This window comes from Haematobacter genomosp. 1 (assembly GCF_002196855.1).
GTDB lineage: Bacteria > Pseudomonadota > Alphaproteobacteria > Rhodobacterales > Rhodobacteraceae > Haematobacter.
Window position 1 is genome coordinate 1 of sequence record NZ_NIPW01000015.1, and the last position, 17615, is coordinate 17615.

A 17615-nucleotide genomic window follows, 5' to 3' on the forward strand; every position below is an offset into this window, starting at 1 on the left:
GGCTGTCGAATATGCCACGCTAGAATGGGTCGACTGGCTCAACAACCGCCGGCTCCTCGAGCCCATCGCGAACATCCCGCCAGCAGAAGCCGAGGCCAACTTCCACGCAGCTCTGGAAACTGAACCCATGGCCGCGTAACTAACCAAAATCAGCCTCCAGCAAACCCGGGGCGGTTCAGTTCCGTGCCGTTGTCGGAAACGATCAGACCCGGCTGCCCCCGCCGCTCGATGAGCGCCGTCAGCTCTAGCGCGCCGCGCCGCCCCGAGATCGACGTGTCTGGGGTGGCGGACGCCGATCCCGTTCAACGAAATCTATCTCGCTCTCCAACAGGGGATCGTGGACGGCGTTCTCACCGCTCTCAGCCCCGGCGTCGCGGGCAAGTTCTATGAAGTCGCCACCTATGTGGTGGAACCGGACTTCGGCCTCGCCCTCGACAAGCAGGTGATCTCCGAAGCCTCGTGGGGCCGGCTGCCCGAAGACAAGCAACAGATCATGCAATCGCTTTTCGCCGAGATGGAGGAGGTCGACTACTACGGCGCCTCGATCAGCGGAAAGGAAAAGGACCTTGCGACCTGGGAGGGTGCGAATGGGCCCGAGAGCGTGCTGAAGTTTGACGGAGCCAGCCTTGCCGCTGATCTCGAGCCCCTGAATCAGCGTCTCGCCGATGAGGTCTACGGCGCGGGCACCGGGCCGAGAATTTGGTCGAAACCCTCGAAGAGGCCTGTGCCCAGTTTGGCTATCCGAAGACGATCCGCGCCGATCGGGACTCCGAGTTCGTCTTCCGCGACCTAAAACCTTCTCGGCCTGTAGCAACGACGTTACGCTGGATTGCTCCCGTCCGGGCAAACCCGCCGACACTCGTTCGTCTTGCGTCGGGGAAAACGGATCAACGGGACTGTTTTCTGACCCCTCCACACTTTCTAACGGATCGTTCGGGGGGATGCCTGAACCCCGATTTGGTCCCTGACGCCTGCGGATGCCGGCGGAAAAATGGAGGCTTGGCTCACATACTACAACGAGGAACGACCTCACGGCGCGATCGGCTACAAAGTCCCGATCGAGATGGCAAATCCCGGCAGCCGAACCAGCCAGCTTCTCTGATGAAGCCGGAAATTCCAGTTCCGGGTTATCCAACAACGGCCCTCGCTTCCGTGGAATGCGAGCATTTGCGGGCGTGAGTGGAACATCGATTTACGCGCGTTCGCGTGCCCCGCGGTCTGCGGCACCAGCGCACCCCAAGAAGCTGAGCGGCGACGCCTGTTTCAAGCAATCCGGCCTTCCAAACGCGGAGCGCCGCAATATTAGTCTTCATCGTAATTCGAATGGTGGGGAGGGGAGCGGCGACCCCAGGGAGGAGGAGGGGGTCGCCGCCATTTTCCGAGGCTCGGGGAGGAGGAGTGAGCCTTGGGAAACCCGTGGGCGCATCGTGGCGCCTGTGAGATTTATATTGCACTGCAGCATGCATTTTGCAAGTCGATTCGTCATGTCGGAGCGGCCAATGCTGCATTGCAAAAATTGCATAGCTACAAAACACTGCATTATATGCCTCGTTCATAGTCTTCCCCTCAACTCAATTTACAAGGGGCCGCTTATCCGGCGACGCTGCGGAATTATCGCTGCCAGCTTGGGCATCCTTCTGGACGCCGTTCCTATCATCCCTGCGAGCTTCAAGTGCGCACCTTGCCCTTGAGCGCGCTCAGCCCCCCGCTGTCACGGCGCCGCAGGGAGAGTTCGAACTTGACCTGTGCCTCATGGACTTCCCGGATCGCGCGGCGAAGATAGCTCAGATGCTCATGTGCTGCAGATCGCGCCGCGTCCGGCTGTCGTTCGATAATGGCGCGGGCGATCGCAAGGTGCTGATCGCGCAGCACGTCGCGGACATCGGGAACGGTGAACAAGCGCTGCCGATTGTTGAGGATGTCCGTTCTCAGGTTTTGCGCGAGAGCACGCATGACCTGGAGCAATACCAGATTATGGCTCGCCTCGTAGATCGCGATATGAAGCTCCGCGTCGGCATCGACTTCGTCCGCCGGGCTTCCGGTATCATGCGCGGCCTCGATACGCGCCACGCAATCCTTGATGCGCTTGATCTCGGGTGCGTTGGCGCGCTCTGCCGCCATTGCCGCTGCAGAACTTTCCACGACATCGCGGAACTCCAGATAGTCGTCGGCCACCTCGCCGTGATCGGACAGCATCTTGAGCAGGGGATCGGTGATGCTTTTCGTGCCGAGCTGAGCGACCTTGACCGTTCGCCCCTCCTTGATGAGCAGACCACCCGCCTCAAGCGCCTTGAGGGCATCCCGAAGTGTGGGTCGGGATGTGTTGAGCCTGGCGGCCATCTCCCGCTCGGGCAGCAGCGGCTCGCCCGGCCTCAGCGAGCCTTCCAGGATCAGGTTTTCAATGTGTTTGCGTATGCAGTCGGATGCCCGATCCGGTCCGATAGACTTGGTCTCGCTCATCAACGCGACCTCCGCTGATAATCATGCACACCAATATCTTGACGCCTGTGGGGCAGGCAATCGGTTTCCGAGAGGGGAGAAACCGGCATACCGTTTGACTCGCTGGGTAAAAATATTTTACCAAAAATTATCATCGGTCTGGGAGGGGCGATGGGACACAACGATAAATTTGCCGCAGCCCGCACGCCAAGCGCGCGGTGCCGGTCTATGCGGTATTCAGGGGGGAAGTTGCGGGATGAGTTCTGGTTTCTTGGCGCTATTGGCGTTTTTGCCAATTCTTACGGCAGGCGTCCTGCTGGTGGGCTTTCGGGCGCCCGCGAAATACGTCATGCCACTGACCTATGTCATCGCGGTCGTGGTCGCTCTCACCGCATGGGGGGTCAGCCCAAGCCGCGTGATCGCCTCCACGATTCAGGGTCTTTTACAGAGCGTCGGCCTGCTGTGGATCATCTTCGGTGCCCTGCTGCTGCTCAACACGCTTAAACATTCGGGCGCGGTTTCGACAATACGGTCGGGCTTCACGTCCATCAGTCCCGACCGGAGAATTCAGGTCATCCTCATCGCGTGGCTCTTCGGGTCTTTCATTGAGGGTGCATCCGGGTTCGGAACGCCGGCTGCCGTGGCGGCGCCGCTCATGGTGGCTGTCGGATTTCCGGCGATGGCGGCGGTCGTCTTCGGTCTGATCATCCAGTCCACGCCCGTTTCCTTCGGGGCGGTGGGGACACCGCTCATCGTCGGTGTGCAGAGCGGGCTGGACCAGACCGCCATCACCGGCGAACTCGTTGCGACCGGATCGACCTGGCAGCACTTCTTCCACCTCATCACCTCTGAAGTGGCGATCCTCCATGCCATTTGCGGCACGTTCATGCCGCTGTTTCTCGTCGTCATCATGACGCGGTTCTTCGGCAAGAACAAATCCTGGACGGAGGGGCTCTCCATCGCGCCGTTCGCCATCATGGCAGCGTTCGCGATGACGGTTCCCTATGTGCTGGCAGCCGTGTTCCTCGGGGCAGAGTTCCCTTCGATCATCGGTGGCCTCGTGGGGCTTGCGCTCATGACGCTGGCGGCAAAGCGGCGCATCCTCGTGCCGCGCGACACCTGGGATTTCCCGGAGACGTCGGCCTGGGCAAAGGAATGGTTCGGCAAGGTGGACATCAAGCTCGACAATCTTTCCCGGCAAAAGATTTCTCTGGCGCTGGCCTGGGCCCCCTATGTGATCCTCGCGCTGGTGCTTGTCCTGAGCCGGACATTCGCCCCGTTCGGCGACCTGCTGAAATCCGCCAATGTCATGTTCAACGGCATCATGGGGGAACAGGGGATCAACGGGGATTTCTCGCTGCTTTTCTCGCCCGGCGGCATTCTCGTCATGATCTGCGTGATTACTTTCTTCCTGCACCGCATGTCCTTTTCGGGCTTCGCCGCGGCAATGCGGGAGAGTACCACCACGATCGCCGGCGCAGGCTTCGTGCTCATCTTCACCGTTCCGATGGTGCGGGTCATGATCAACTCGGGCGTCAATGCCAACGATCTGCAGAGCATGCCGATCCTTGTCGCCGATTGGGTTTCGATGCAGGTGGGCTCCGTCTATCCGTTCTTTGCCCCCGCAGTCGGTGCGCTCGGGGCCTTCCTTGCGGGATCGAACACCGTCAGCAACCTGATGCTGAGCCAGTTCCAGTTCTCGGTCGCCGAAGGGCTCGGGCTTTCATCGGCCCTGATGGTGGCGGGCCAATCCGTGGGCGCGGCTGCGGGCAATATGATCGCGATCCACAATGTGGTGGCGGCCTCGGCGACGGTGGGCCTGCTCGGGCGGGAAGGCGCAACGCTCAGGATCACCATTCTGCCGACGATCTATTACCTGTGCTTTGCCGGGATCCTGCTCTGCATCGGGTTCTACGTTCTGGGGATCAACGATCCCTTGCTCGTGAACTGAGGTATGGGACGGCGCGTGGCGATCAGCGGCCTGCGGATCGTCCCGCGATGCTGATGGAGCAACTGATTGCTCCGCCGGGGATGAGATGGCTTGCCGCACATGTCAGGGATGCGGCGAGCAAAAAGAAAGCCGGCCACGACTGTGGCAGTCATAGGCCCTTCATGGCAAAGCCGTATGCGCGATCATCGCCCAAGGAAGACTGAGGAAGTTTAATGAAGACACTCACGAGACTGGACATCGAAGACGCGCGAACGCTGATCGCGGGTGCCGCCGCACATGCAGGGGAAATCGGCGTACCGATGTGCATCGCCGTGACGGATGAAAGCGGACAGCTCATCGCTTTCGAGCGCATGGAAGGCGGGAAGGTCACCTCGACAACCATAGCGATCGACAAGGCATTCACGGCTTCCGCGGCAAAGAAGGCGACCCATGACTATGGGAGCGCGAGCCAGCCCGGATCACCCGCCTATGGTATCAACTCCGCCATCGGGGGCCGGCTGATGGTCGTCGGAGGGGGTTTGCCCGTGGTGTGGAACGGGGAGGTTGTCGGCGGGATCGGCATATCCTCCGGTTCACCCGCGCAGGACCAGGCCGTCGCGCAGGCCGGCATTGACGCCTGGCTCGCAGCGCAAGGCTGACCGGCAGTCAGACCGCTCGCATCGGATGTGGACTGGTTTGACCTGGGTAGCGGGTGCTCCAACCTGCCCGGGGTGAGATGGAATGGCTGGCGATGCGCCCATCGGATTGCCATCGGATGGGTCGCCACCCGCGCATCGAAAGGTCGCTCTGCAGTGGGCGGGAGAACGCCGTTCCCGGCGCCCTCCTTTGCAGGCTGCTGAAAGCAGTATCTGGGTTGCCCTGAGGCGGCTTTCTTCCCCACATTGCGAGCGCTCCGAAAACCCGCAATTTTGGCTCGTGACCGGACCAATTTTCCGGCTTTCAACGCAAGCCCGGGTAGATGCCGGTTTTTTCAGCAACCTGTGAGTTTGCACCGTGAGGCGCGGCACATCACGTCCTCAGGGGCGGACGGCGGTGACTTCGATCTCGACGAGCCATGCAGGGTTGACCAGCGCATCGACGATCATCGCGGAACGGGCGGGCAGCCTCGGTTGCGCTTCGGTGCCGAAGAACTGCGTATAGCCTTCCATGAAGCCCTTGAAGTCGGCCGCGCCGCCCTCGGGTGCCACAAGATAGACCTGCATCTTCACCACATCGCCCATTGTCAGGTCGATATCCTTCAGTGTCGCCTCGATCGACTCCAGCACGCTGACGGTCTGGGTCTTCATGTCGCCATAGGACTCAACCGAACCCTTCGGCGCGGCTTCATTGGTGACCTTCGGCACCATCCCGGACACATAGACCGTGGTCTTGCCAGCCGGCACTTCGACCGCGCGGGCGATCGGGAAGGTGGAGCCGGGCGTGAGGTGGCGCACCACGTCTTCGGCCTGAGCGGCAACCGGGAGCGCGAGGATCGCGGCGGCAAGGGCAAGTTTCTTCATCTGTTCACTTCCTTCTCTCATTGCCCGCCGGGACAGGCGGGAGGGGCGGCCCCGCCTCTCGCGGGGCCAGCCGGGTCAGCGGGCGGCCTTGACCATCTCCGGCGTCGCCGGCTCCTGATAGTCGTTGCCGAAATGGGTGCGGATGTAGTTCACCACTTCCGCGACCTGGGCATCGTCGAGCAGGCTTCCGATGGCGGGCATGGCCTTCTGGCCGTGGAGCACGATGTAAACCGGGTAGTCCGCGCCTTCCAGCATCGGGTTGGTGGCGAGCGCGGGGTAGTGGCCCGCGCCGACAGCACCCTCTCCTTGCGGCATGTGGCACCCCGCGCAGATCGCGTTGTAGATCGCCTCGCCGCTTTTCTGGGTCAGAACCGTCGGGCTTTTGAACAGCTCCGGGTCATCGGCCAGCGCCGGTGCGGCCAGCAGTGCGAACGCCGCCGTCAGAAACGTCTTCATCTGGGTCATCCTCGCGCTCAGGCCTTGGTCACATGCGAATGCAGACGCTTCACGGCGTCCAGCGACGACAGGATGGCCCCTTCCATCCAGGCGGGCAGGTAGGAGAGATGCTCGCCCGCCATCAGCGTCCGGCCGTCCATCTGAACGGCTTTGGGATAGTCGTTCTCCTTGTCCTTCCAGTTGGCATAGCAGCCCAGCACCCACGGCACCCGGTGCCAGGCGACGGCGACGCCGGTCTTGAACTCCTCATGATACTGGGGATGGAGCTGCGCGCCCATCTCCAGCGCCTTCTCGATCCGCTTTTCCGGGGGCAGGGCGGCGAACTGATAGGCCGAGGCTCCCCAGCAATACCCGCCCAGAAGCACGCCGGGACCGGAGGAGAAATAGCCCGTGGAAGGGTAGGATATCTGCGAGATCGGCAGATCGGTGTAGCTGATCCCGCCGTAGATATGCTCGTCCTCCTCCCAGAAGCGCCGCTTGAATTCCAGCCCGCATTTGAACGCCGCATAATAGGACGTGCTGTCGATGATCGACGTCATCTCGGAGGAGAAGTTGTGGTCGATCTGGCCGAGAACGGAGAACGGGATCGTGCAGATGCAGTAATCCGCCGTGACCGTCGTTTCCTTGCCCGCGCCGTGCGAGGGGACGTAGGTCGCGCTCACCCTCTTCTCGTCCTGCGCGATGCGGATGACCTTGGCGTTGAAGGTGATGAGGTCGCCCACCTCCCGCTGGAAGGCCTGCGCGATCATGTCCATCCCGCCGACCGGCTGGAAGATCGCCGCCTGATGGTCGATCGACTCGCCGGTGACAAGCGAGCGCCAGAGGTTGGATTTCAGGATCTCGGAAAGGCTGATCGGCTCCGACGGTTCCGGCTTGCCATCCACGCCGCCGCCCGGTGCCTTCTTCCAGCCGCGGAGTTCGGAGCTGTCCTCTCCCGCGACATAGTCCAGATCGTCGTTCAGCCCGCCGTAGCGCTTCAGCGAGGCCACGAGGATCTTGAGATCCTCCGTTGTGGCAAGGTCGTCGAGCTTGTCGGCATTGGCCGCCTTGGCCAGCAGTTCTGCAACATGACCCCGGTAGTCCGCCGCGATCTCCTTGAAGCGCTGGGGCTTGCCGTCGAACGCCTTGGTATTGTGCAGATAGGCGTTGTGGTTGACCTGAATGAACGGCTCCAGCTTCACGCCGAAGCGTTTGCAGTAATCGAGCACCGCATAATGGTCGTGCGGAATGCGCCACGGGCCGGGGTTGATGTAGTTCCCCTCCGCGAAATCCACCTTCTGCGTGAAGCCGCCGAGTTCGGTATAGGTATCGCCCGAGCGCAGCGTCCAGCAGCGGCCCCCCGCCTTCTCGCGGTATTCGAGCACCTGCACCTTGTAACCCGCGGCGCGCAGCTCATAGGCCGCGCTCATGCCCGCCAGTCCGGCGCCGAGGATCAGCACGGAAGCGCCCTTCGGATCGCCTTCAAGCTTCAGGCGGCCGTCGTAATTGGACGCCTGTGCAAAGCCCATCGAACTCATCGCGCTATACATTGCGGCGCTACCCGCCACGGTCCCGATCAGCGTCAGCAGATTGCGACGCGTCATGCCGGTCGGCATGTCTGTCATTGTTGTTGCCTTCGTCAAAATGCGTAGGTCGCCGCCAAACACGGCAGGTCCGCTGTATTTTTGACCTGAAGAGGCGGCAAGATGCCGCAGTCGCACAACCGTGAGGGAAGTGGAGCGGCCATGATCTTTGCACAATGCAACAGCTAACTGCCCGAGCGTTATGCATTATGCAAATCTCGTCGCGCTCCAGCACTATCCGCCGACGACGGAGACTTCGGGCATGAACGAGCCAGCGATCGCTCATTTGGCGCATTATTAAGCAATCAGCGATACGACCCTTCCCATGCAGGCGGGCAGGGAGCGGTCTGCGTTGACAGCGGGCGATACCTCTTCCTAGCTCTCGGAAAACAGCCAGAACACCACAGGGATGCATGTCATGACCTCCTTCTCCACACCGACGCGGCGGAGGCTGCTGCAAAGCGGGCTCGTCATCGGCACGGCCACGCTCTTCGCGCCCGCGCTTCTTCGTGCGGCGACGCCGATCAAGGTGGCCGGTATCCACGGCTCGCCGGTGGAGAATGCCTGGAACTCCGTCCTTCACAAGGCGCTCCGGGATGCGGCTGCGGAGGGGACGATCGAGTACGTGTTCTCGGAAGGCGTATCCGCGACCGACTATCCGCGGGCTATGCGCGAATATGCGGAGCAGGGCGCCAAACTCATCGTCGGGGAGACCTTCCCGGTGGAGAAACAGGCCCGCGACGTGGCGGGGGATTATCCCGGCACCGCTTTCGTCATGGGGTCGAGCGGCAAGCCCTCCGGCGACAATTTCGGCGTGTTCGGCACCTGGAATTACGACGGCGCCTATCTGGCCGGGATGCTGGCGGGCAAGATGACAAAAACGAACCGGCTCGGTTCCGTGGGAGCCATCCCGATCCCGGAGATCAATCTCCTCATCAATGCCTTTGCAGAGGGGGTGAAGGCCGTGAACCCGGAGGCCCGCCATACCACGACCTTCATCGGCACGTTCTTCGATCCGCCCAAGGCACGGGAGGCCGGTCTGGCCCTGATCGACGCGGGCGCGGACATCCTGTTCGGCGAACGGATCGGCACCGCCGATGCCGCGAAGGAGCGTGGCATCAAGGCGGTCGGCTCGCTCATCGACTACACGCCGATGTATCCCGACACCGTCTTTGCCAATGCTCTCTGGGGCTTCCGCCCGATCCTCAACGCGGCCATCGCGGATGTTCAGGCGGGTAAGCCTGCGGGTCGCGACTACACGGCCTACGGGCTGATGAAGGAAGGCGGCAGCGATATCGCCTATGTCAAAGGCGTGGCACCGGCAGAGGCGGAGGCCGCGATGGAGGCGGTGCATGCTCAGATCCGCAGCGGGGCCTTCGCCGTTCCGCAGAATTTCGCGGACCCGACCAAGGGTTGATCGTGCCGTCCGACGCCACCGCACTTGCCCAGGCGATCCTGCGCGGGGATATTTCTGCGGGCGCCGCGATGGAGGAGGCGCTGTCCGCCGCCGACCGTCTTTCCGCTCTCGGTGCCGTGGCGTGGCTGGACGTCACCGCCGGGCGCGCAGCTGCCGCGGAGTTCGACGCGCTGGCCCCGGACTCACCCCGGCGCGAGGCGGCCTTTGCCGGTGTTCCGACGCTCGCGAAAGATCTGGGCGGGCCGTTCGCGGGCCTGCCCCTCCGGCTGGGATCCGGCATGATCGAGCCGATGGCGGCCGGGGAGTCCTGCCTTGCCGCCGAATTTCGCCGGGCGGGCCTCCTGCCGTTCGGCCTGACGACCAGCCCGGAATTCGGCTTGTCGCTGGCCAGCGAGCCCGCCATCGGCCCCATCGCGCGCAACCCGCTGGCGCCAAGGCTCAGCCCCGGAGGATCCTCGGGCGGTGCGGCAGCAGCGGTGGCAGCGGGGATCGTTACCATCGCCCATGCCACGGATGCGGGCGGATCCATCCGTGTGCCGGCGGCCTGTTGCGGACTGGTGGGCTTGAAACCGGGCCGGGGATCGGTGGTCGAAGGGCCGGATTTTGGCAACCACCTGGGCGGGATTGCCAGCGAGTTCGCCATCTGCCGCTCCGTCCGCGATGCGGCCCGGATTTTCCCAGTATTGAGCGGCGCAGCACGGGCTCCGCGCTGTTTTGCAGTTGATCCCCGCCCCCTGCGAATTGGCCTGCTGACCGAAACCGAACCGGCGACGGACCCGTTGCGTCGCGCGGCGGTGGAGCTTGCGGCAGAGACGCTGGCGGCCCATGGGCACCGGCTCACCCCCATCGGCTGGGCCGATATCCGCGCGCAGGCGGCGGCGAGCGACCGGGTCTTCCGCGCCCTCGTCACGGTGAACCTCGCAGCCTTTGTCACGGCGGCAGGGTTGGATCCGGCACGGGCAGAGCCGCTGACGCAGCGGGTGATCGCCGATGGGCAGGCAACCGCCGCCACGGCCTTCTGGCAGGTTCTGGCCGAATTCCCGCAAGTCGGCCATGCTCTCTCCGGTCTGTTCGACGGTGTGGACGTGCTGCTCACACCGATGCTGACGGGGCCGCCGCGGCCCGTCGGCTGGCTTCCGGTGACGGAGACCGACACAGACCGGCACTTTGGCGCGCTATCGGGCTTTGCCCCGCTCGCGACACTCGCCAATGTCTCGGGCTGTCCGGCGATCACACTGCCCTTTGGCGCGGATGCGGACGGCCTGCCGCTTCCCCTCCAGATGATCGCGCCCATAGGGGCGGAGCCGGTGCTGCTGGCGCTCGCGGCGCTTCTGGAGGCGGAGGGCCGCTGGTCCAACCCCATGGGGAACGCCGCATGAGCGATGCCGTTCTCGAAATCGTCGATGTCTCCAAGCGCTTTGGCGACACGCTGGCCAACGACGTGATAACCCTGACCCTGGACAGGGGAGAGATCCTCGCCCTGCTGGGAGAGAACGGCGCGGGCAAGACGACGCTGATGAGCATTCTCTTCGGCCATTACACCCCGGATACCGGCCATATCCGGGTCATGGGGGTGGATCTGCCACCGGGGCGGCCCCGCGCGGCGATACGGGCGGGGATCGGCATGGTGCATCAGCACTTTTCGCTCGCGCCCAATCTTACGGTACTGGAGAATGTCATGACGGGGACGGAGGGCCTCTGGCGCCCGCGCTCCGCGACGGGGGCCGCGCGGGCGAAACTCATGGCCATCTCCGACCGGTTCGGTCTCAGCGTCGCGCCGGACGCGCGGCTGGGCGATCTGTCGGTCGGCGAGCAGCAGCGGGTGGAAATCCTGAAGGCGCTCTACAACGATGCGCAGATTCTCGTGCTGGACGAGCCGACTGCGGTGCTGACCACGCAGGAATCCGCCCGGCTGTTCTCCACCCTCAAGGAGATGGCGCGGCAGGGCCTGTCGCTCATCTTCATCTCCCACAAGCTGGAGGAGGTGATGGCCACCGCCGATCGTGTGGCCGTGCTACGGGGCGGCAGGCTCGTGGCGGAGCGACGCGCGGCGGAGACGAGCAAGGGCGAACTGGCGGAGCTGATGGTGGGGCGGGCCGTCGAACGCCCGCGCCGCGCGCCCGCGACCCCTGGCCCCGTCGTTCTGGAGGCGGCGGGGCTGACACTGCGCGACGGCGGCGTGGAGCGGCTGAAATCCGTGAGCTTCCGTCTCCACGCGGGTGAGGTTCTGGGCATCATCGGCGTCTCCGGGAACGGCCAGACACCGCTCGCACGGGTGCTGGGCGGCATGGCGCGCTGGACGGAGGGCGACCTCCTGCTCGATGGCGAGCGGTTGGATCGGCTCACGGTTCCGGGGGCCATCGCGGCGGGTATCGGCCGGATCCCCGAGGACCGGAACCATGAGGGCACCGTGGGGGAGATGACCTTGTGGGAGAACGTCGTGCTGGAGCGTCTGGCCCGGTATGCGCGCTTCGGCCTCGTCAATCAGCAGGCCGCCATCGGGCGCACGCAGGAGATCATCACCCGGTTCGACGTACGGGGCGGCACGCCGACGAGCCGCGTCAGGCTGCTCTCCGGGGGGAACATGCAAAAGCTCATCCTTGGCCGCAACCTGATTGAACCGCCCCGCATCCTCATCGCCGCGCAGCCGGCGCGCGGGCTGGACGAGGGGGCCGTTGCCGCCGTGCATGCGCGTCTGCTCGACGCCCGGCGGCAAGGCACCGCGGTGCTGCTCATCTCAGAGGATCTGGAGGAAGTCATGGCGCTGTCGGATCGCATCCATGCCATCGTGGGCGGGCGGCTGTCGCCTGCCATTCCGACGGAGTCCGCCGATACGCGGCGGCTCGGCCTGATGATGGCGGGCGCGTGGGAGGCGGCGGATGCGGTTTGAACGCCGAGCAGAACGCCCCGCCCTGCTCATCCTGCTCGCCCCGCTGATCGCCGTCACGGTGGCGCTGCTGCTCAGCGGCGGGCTCATCGCCATGGCCGGCGCGCCGGTGCTGGATGCGTTCGGCCGGATCGCAAGCGGCGCCTTCGGCTCCCGTCTTGCGATCACCGAGACGCTGACACGCGCGATCCCGCTGATCCTGACGGGGCTTGCAGCCGCCGTCGCCTTCCGTGCGCGGCTGTGGAACATCGGGGCGGAGGGGCAATTCTACATGGGCGCCATTGCGGTCGCGGCGGCCAGCGGCACCGCTTTTGCCGGATTGCCCGCAGTCGTTCAAATCCCGCTGCTGTTCCTGACCGGCGCCATGGCGGGGGCGGTGCTTCTGCTCATTCCCCTGTGGCTCCGGCTCCGCTTCGGGGTGGATGAAGTGGTGACGACGCTTCTGTTGAACTTCGTCGCCATCCTCCTGGTCTCCATGCTGATCGACACGGTGCTGAAAGATCCCATGGCTTTCGGCTGGCCCCAGTCGATCCCGGTCGATGACAATGCAACCCTGCCGGCTCTCGTCGCACGCTCGCGGCTGCATATCGGGTTGATCGTGGCTCTCGGGCTGGCGGTGCTGATCCAGTGGGTGCAGGCGCGGACCGTCTTCGGAATGCGGGCGCGGGCGGCGGGCCTCAATCCCGCAGGGGCAGCATTCGCAGGCGTGCCTCTCGGGCGGACGCTGGTCGGGGTCGCCATGATCTCCGGGGGGCTGGCGGGCCTCGCGGGCGCGATGGAGGTGATGGGCGTCATGGGCTATGTGAACACGGAGCTCTCCCCGGGGTATGGCTATTCGGGCATCGTGGTGGCGATGCTGGCGAATCTCAGCCCGCTCGGGGTGGTGCTGGCCGCGCTCTTCACCGCCACGATGTTCGTGGGCGCCGATGCCATGAGCCGGGCGCTCGCCGTTCCAAGCTATATCGCCGATGTCACGGTGTCGCTTGCCCTGCTGTCGATGCTCGTTGCTCTCTTCTTCACGCAATACAGGATCCGTCGATGACCGATCTGTTCGACATCCTCGCCTCTGCCGGCCTCTGGGCGGCGGTGCTGCGGATCGCGACACCGCTGATCCTCGGCACGCTGGGGGCGCTGCTCTGCGAGCGGGCGGGCGTGCTCAATCTGGGGATCGAGGGGATCATGACCTTCGGCGCCATGATCGGCTGGCTGACGGTCTTTCAGGGCCATGATCTCTGGACGGGGTTGATCGCGGCTGCGGGGGCGGGGGCGCTCTTCGGCCTGCTGCTTGCCGTATTGACGGTGACGCTCGGCCTTTCGCAGCATGTCGCGGGGCTGGGGGTCACGCTTTTTGCCTCCAGCCTCAGCTACTATCTCTTTCGCCTGCTGGTCGCCATACAGGGCACCCCGCCCAAGATCACACCCTTTGCCCCGCTGGCGATCCCGGGCCTGTCGGATCTGCCGTTCTTCGGTCAGGCGCTGTTCAGTCAGACCGCGCCCACCTACCTCGCCTTTGTGCTGGCGCTGCTGATGGGCTGGATCCTGTTCCGCACGCCGCTCGGCCTTGCGATCCGCATGAGCGGCGAAAACCCCCATGCCGCCGAGGCGCAGGGTATCAACCCGATGGCCGTCCGCTATGGCGCGGTGATCGCGGGTTCGGCGCTCATGGGCTTGGGGGGCGCGTTCCTCACGCTGTCGGCCTTTGACAGCTTCATCCCCACCATGGTGCAGGGGCGGGGATGGATCTGCATCGCGCTGGTGGTCTTTTCCTCGTGGCGGCCGCTCCGCGCGCTTGCCGGGGCGCTGCTTTTCGCGTTCTTCGACGCGTTCCAACTCCGGCTTCAGGCTGGTTTCAGCGGCGAGATCCCCTATCAGATATTTCTCATGATACCCTATGTGCTCGCGATCATCGCGCTGGCGGTGATGGCGCGTCGCGCCCGCGTGCCGCAGGCGCTCATGCAACCCTACCGCCGCGGCGAACGCTGAAAGGCCATCCGATGTTCGATACCCTCATCCGCAACGCCAACCTCCCCGATGGGCGGGAAGGCATCGACATTGCCATAAGGGCCGGCCGTATCGCTGCAGTGGAGCCGGGGATCACCGCCGAGGCGGGACAGGTGATCGACGCGACCGCCCGGCTTGTCAGCCCCGCCTTCTGCGATCCGCATTTCCACATGGATGCGACCCTCTCTCTCGGGTTGCCGCGGATGAATGTGTCGGGCACGTTGCTGGAGGGGATCGCGCTCTGGGGGGAGCTCCGCCCGCTGTTGACCAGGGAGGCGCTGGTGGAACGGGCGCTCCGCTACTGTGACCTCGCGGTGAGCCGGGGGCTTTTGCACATCCGAAGCCATGTCGATACCTCCGATCCGCGGCTCGTGACGGCGGAGGCGCTTCTGGAAGTGCGCGACCGGGTCCGGGACTACATCGACCTGCAGCTGGTGGCTTTCCCGCAGGACGGTTACTTCCGCACCCCGGAGGGTGCAGCCGCGCTGAAACGGGCGCTCGACATGGGGGTGGAGATCGTCGGCGGCATCCCGCATTTCGAACGCACGATGGAGGATGGCCGCGCCTCTGTCGAAGCGCTCTGCCGCATCGCCGCAGAGCGCGGCCTCCGGGTGGACATGCATTGCGACGAGACCGATGACCCGTTGAGCCGCCATATCGAAACGCTGACCGCGCAGACGATCCGCTTCGGCCTCGAGGGCAGGGTGACCGGATCCCATCTCAGCTCCATGCATTCCATGGACAATTACTACGTCTCCAAGCTCATCCCGCTGATGGCGGAGGCGCAGATCCACGCGATCCCAAATCCGCTCATCAACATCATGCTTCAGGGACGGCACGACACCTACCCGAAGCGGCGCGGCATGACGCGGGTGCCGGAGCTGATGGCGGCGGGGATCAACGTCTCGCTGGGGCAGGATTGCTGCATGGACCCGTGGTATTCCATGGGTTCCGCCGACATGATCGAGGTCGCGCATATGGCCGTCCACGTCGCGCAGATGGGCAGCGTCGCCGACAAGACCCGGCTTTTCGAGGCGATCACGCTCAACCCGGCAAGGGCGATGGGCCTTGCGGATTATGGTCTGGCGCCGGGCTGCCGCGCCGACCTGGTGGTGTTGCAGGCCGCCGATGTGACGGAGGCCATCCGCCTCAAACCGGCGCGGCTTTTCGTGCTGCGGGGAGGGCGCGTGATCAGCCACACCCCCCCTCTGACCGCGACGCTCTCGCTGAAAGACCGTCCCGCCCGTATCGACCCGGGGCTGGATTTCCGCCCTGTCCGGTAGGGCCGCACTCCTGCGCGGCGAAGGCTGTCCTCATTCCCTGAAGTCCCAGAGCAGCCCTTCGGAAACGGTGTTCAATGACGTGGAGGGGCCTGCGGGGGTGTTCATGGCCCTAGCAGGCTGCTTGAAAAGTCCTGAAATGTCATGCCTATGTGCCGGAAATCGGCCCGGAAGTGTATGGATTTCCGGCTGGATTTCGTCAGATTGCGAACGATTTCCGCTCCGACACAGGCCAAGAAGCCTTTTTCAGAAGCCTGCCAGGCTCTGCTTGATCTCGCGTCTTGATCGACAGCGTTGCATGCTCCTTCCTGCGCATGCGGCGCCTCATTTGCGGGTTGTCGGCCCTGCCCCTCGCCACGAAGATTGTTGGTGATGGCCGGATCTATAACAACATGCAGCGGCCAGACCTCTCCACCGACTTTTTGCCACCCTTACCCTAACAGGCTGTGGAAAAGGCTTTCAGGTCTGGGCTGGCGCGGAAATCGTTCTCCATCTGTTAAATTACAGTGGTAGATCCGCATATTTCTGGTCATTCACGGGCGGATTTCCCGATTTCCGGAACATAGACGACACTTATGAACTTTTTCGGCAGCCTGCCAACATCGGCTGCCCCGTCGAGCGGGCATTCTCCCCCTGTGATGACAGCGTCGGAGGCCAGCTCCCAGCTTTTGCCCCTTATGGCCGCCCGCGACACGCCGAGGGTGGAGGCAGCGTCAGGGTCGGCCCTTTCGCAGGCGAGCAGGGAGTAAACCCGTTGAAGCCGCTTCGGGCTTACCCGGAGTTCAACGCCTCCGCGCATTGCGGGAGCAGGCACACGGGAGGAAGGGAGCCTCTCTCAGAGGCGCAGCGCACCGCTTTCCAGCGCGTCACGGAGCATGACAACAGCGGCTGCAAGCCGTTCGTCTATTACATGCAGGTACTGGGTCCAATCGGTGTAGTGCGTCAATTCAGCGGCGCCGTCCGATATTCCGCGCAGGCCGGTCAGGGGAATGCCGAACCGATGGGCCGCGCGCAGATGGGCAAAGGTTTCCATGTCCACCATCTCCTCTGCGATCCGATCATAGGCCGTGCCGCTGACGATATTGGCCCCCGTGGACAGGCTGGCATGGGGCAGGCCGCAAATAAGATGCGGAAGGTCGATCCGCGCGGGCAGGTCGAGAAACGGTGTAAGACCGCGTTCAAATCCCAGCGCCGAGGCATCCATGTCGCGATAGGCCACGGAGGAGACCTGATAGACACGCGCCTGCTCCAGCGCCCGCGACCCGGCGGAGCCGAGAGAAACGATCAGCCGTGGTCGCTGCCGCATTTCGGCCAGGGCGGCGGTCAGGGTCACCGCACCCTCCACCGGCCCGACTCCGGTGATGAGCGGCGTGATGAGGGCGCGCAGGGCGGGGCCGTATTCCGCCTCTGTCGCCATGACGAACAGCACCGGAAGTCCGGCTAAAACATCGGTTGGTACGGCCATTGTCATCCTCGTGTTGCCGGACAGGACTGGCATGGTCCAGAGCATCCGGTCAAGGATCGGGAAGGGATGGGCCCACAGCCACCGCCCCGGGCATCCAGACCCTGACCGGGCATGGCCTTGTGATCCGTGCAGGTGACCCCAGACGCGCAGCCCTTGTTTCGAGCACATTGGCGGCCAGGGCGGGATCGCGCTCGATGGCGAGGGGGCGCGTGTCGCGACTTGATGCAAAACGAGAGGGTTGCGTAAAACACGCGCGACCGTCCAACCGGGGGTAGATGGCGCCCAAGAAGTGCTGGGCCATGCCGCGTAGGCAGCCGGTACGCTGGTGGTCGGGTGGTTCCGCGACTCCTCCCGCACGCGTGGTATGGCGGAATGTAGCTGACCATCTGGTGGCACGGGTTACTGGGGGGCGCCTCCCGCGGCACGCCGCCCAGCTGGTGCAGGACGCCGCCGCCAGATCAGGGCTCCTCCCGCGCGCCGGGTAGGCAGACCCCGCAAATCTCCGATGCTTGGCAGGCTGCTGAAAAGGGCACGTCGGCGATGAAGCGGGAAGCGTTCGCAGGGAATTCCGCCCGAAATCTACCAGTTTCGCGTCATTCCGGGGCCGATTTACCGATTTGCAGCGCATAAACATGCCCCGGACCTTTCGGCACCCTGT

General features: G+C 64.3%; 15 protein-coding genes and 2 pseudogenes. 11 read left to right on the top strand and 6 right to left on the bottom strand.

Annotated features, from left to right (window positions below; all coding sequences use genetic code 11):
* Positions 1 to 139: pseudogene (locus CDV49_RS20165) on the top strand (IS3 family transposase); the annotation flags it as partial.
* A gap of 37 nt (positions 140 to 176) precedes the next feature.
* On the opposite strand, the pseudogene CDV49_RS20170 reads toward CDV49_RS20165, so the two are convergent.
* Positions 177 to 290: pseudogene (locus tag CDV49_RS20170) on the bottom strand (IS3 family transposase); the annotation flags it as partial.
* A 47-nt stretch (positions 291 to 337) separates the two neighbouring features.
* Between CDV49_RS20170 and CDV49_RS21080 the strand changes: the two are divergent.
* Together CDV49_RS21080 and CDV49_RS09975 are read left to right on the top strand one after the other, a co-directional pair.
* Complete coding sequence (locus tag CDV49_RS21080; RefSeq protein WP_373447797.1) at positions 338 to 793, top strand: hypothetical protein; 456 nt, start codon at positions 338 to 340, stop codon at positions 791 to 793.
* 171 nt (positions 794 to 964) lie between these two features.
* Positions 965 to 1102, top strand: coding sequence for an integrase core domain-containing protein (locus tag CDV49_RS09975; RefSeq protein ID WP_373447798.1), 138 nt, complete (start codon positions 965 to 967; stop codon positions 1100 to 1102).
* A 566-nt stretch (positions 1103 to 1668) separates the two neighbouring features.
* On the opposite strand, the gene CDV49_RS09980 is transcribed toward CDV49_RS09975, so the two are convergent.
* A complete protein-coding gene (locus tag CDV49_RS09980) occupies positions 1669 to 2460 on the bottom strand; it encodes an FCD domain-containing protein (RefSeq protein ID WP_088215396.1) in 792 nt (263 codons plus the stop codon).
* A 235-nt stretch (positions 2461 to 2695) separates the two neighbouring features.
* Here CDV49_RS09980 and CDV49_RS09985 point away from each other — a divergent pair, with 235 nt between their 5' ends.
* Both CDV49_RS09985 and CDV49_RS09990 read left to right on the top strand, forming a co-directional pair.
* A complete protein-coding gene (locus CDV49_RS09985; RefSeq protein ID WP_088215397.1) occupies positions 2696 to 4390 on the top strand; it encodes an L-lactate permease in 1695 nt (564 codons plus the stop codon).
* A 212-nt stretch (positions 4391 to 4602) separates the two neighbouring features.
* Positions 4603 to 5028: a GlcG/HbpS family heme-binding protein gene (locus CDV49_RS09990; RefSeq protein WP_088215398.1), complete on the top strand. Its 426-nt coding sequence runs from the start codon at positions 4603 to 4605 to the stop codon at positions 5026 to 5028.
* A 378-nt stretch (positions 5029 to 5406) separates the two neighbouring features.
* On the opposite strand, the gene CDV49_RS09995 is transcribed toward CDV49_RS09990, so the two are convergent.
* From CDV49_RS09995 to CDV49_RS10005, 3 genes are all read right to left on the bottom strand, one after another.
* A complete protein-coding gene (locus tag CDV49_RS09995) occupies positions 5407 to 5889 on the bottom strand; it encodes a RidA family protein (protein WP_088215399.1) in 483 nt (160 codons plus the stop codon).
* A gap of 75 nt (positions 5890 to 5964) precedes the next feature.
* Positions 5965 to 6345, bottom strand: a complete 381-nt coding sequence (locus CDV49_RS10000) for a c-type cytochrome (RefSeq protein ID WP_256947303.1) — start codon at positions 6343 to 6345, stop codon at positions 5965 to 5967.
* A gap of 17 nt (positions 6346 to 6362) precedes the next feature.
* Positions 6363 to 7949 (bottom strand): NAD(P)/FAD-dependent oxidoreductase, encoded by a 1587-nt coding sequence (locus CDV49_RS10005; protein WP_256947304.1) that lies wholly within the window; start codon positions 7947 to 7949, stop codon positions 6363 to 6365.
* Between the two features lie 376 nt (positions 7950 to 8325).
* On the opposite strand from CDV49_RS10005, the gene CDV49_RS10010 reads away from it, so the two are divergent.
* From CDV49_RS10010 to CDV49_RS10035, 6 genes are read left to right on the top strand one after another with little or no spacing between them, the layout of a single operon-like run.
* Complete coding sequence (locus CDV49_RS10010) at positions 8326 to 9324, top strand: BMP family protein (protein WP_088215509.1); 999 nt, start codon at positions 8326 to 8328, stop codon at positions 9322 to 9324.
* A gap of 2 nt (positions 9325 to 9326) precedes the next feature.
* Positions 9327 to 10703 carry an amidase gene (locus CDV49_RS10015; protein ID WP_088215510.1) on the top strand — a complete coding sequence of 459 codons (1377 nt, stop codon included), beginning with the start codon at positions 9327 to 9329 and terminating at the stop codon, positions 10701 to 10703.
* On the top strand, positions 10700 to 12214 hold the full coding sequence (locus CDV49_RS10020) for an ABC transporter ATP-binding protein (RefSeq protein WP_088215401.1): 1515 nt from the start codon (positions 10700 to 10702) through the stop codon (positions 12212 to 12214). The genes CDV49_RS10015 and CDV49_RS10020 overlap by 4 nt, the downstream gene beginning before the upstream one ends.
* The gene (locus tag CDV49_RS10025; protein ID WP_088215402.1) at positions 12204 to 13253 is read left to right on the top strand and encodes an ABC transporter permease; all 1050 of its coding nucleotides are present in this window, start codon (positions 12204 to 12206) and stop codon (positions 13251 to 13253) included. Before CDV49_RS10020 ends, CDV49_RS10025 begins: the two co-directional genes overlap by 11 nt.
* Entirely contained in the window at positions 13250 to 14194 is a 945-nt protein-coding gene (locus CDV49_RS10030) for an ABC transporter permease (RefSeq protein ID WP_088215403.1), read from the top strand. Before CDV49_RS10025 ends, CDV49_RS10030 begins: the two co-directional genes overlap by 4 nt.
* 11 nt (positions 14195 to 14205) lie before the next feature.
* Positions 14206 to 15495 carry an amidohydrolase family protein gene (locus CDV49_RS10035; protein ID WP_088215404.1) on the top strand — a complete coding sequence of 430 codons (1290 nt, stop codon included), beginning with the start codon at positions 14206 to 14208 and terminating at the stop codon, positions 15493 to 15495.
* Between the two features lie 832 nt (positions 15496 to 16327).
* Here the strand turns inward: CDV49_RS10035 and CDV49_RS10045 are convergent.
* On the bottom strand, positions 16328 to 16957 hold the full coding sequence (locus tag CDV49_RS10045; protein ID WP_088215406.1) for a 5'-methylthioadenosine/S-adenosylhomocysteine nucleosidase: 630 nt from the start codon (positions 16955 to 16957) through the stop codon (positions 16328 to 16330).
* Positions 16958 to 17615: the final 658 nt, after the last annotated feature.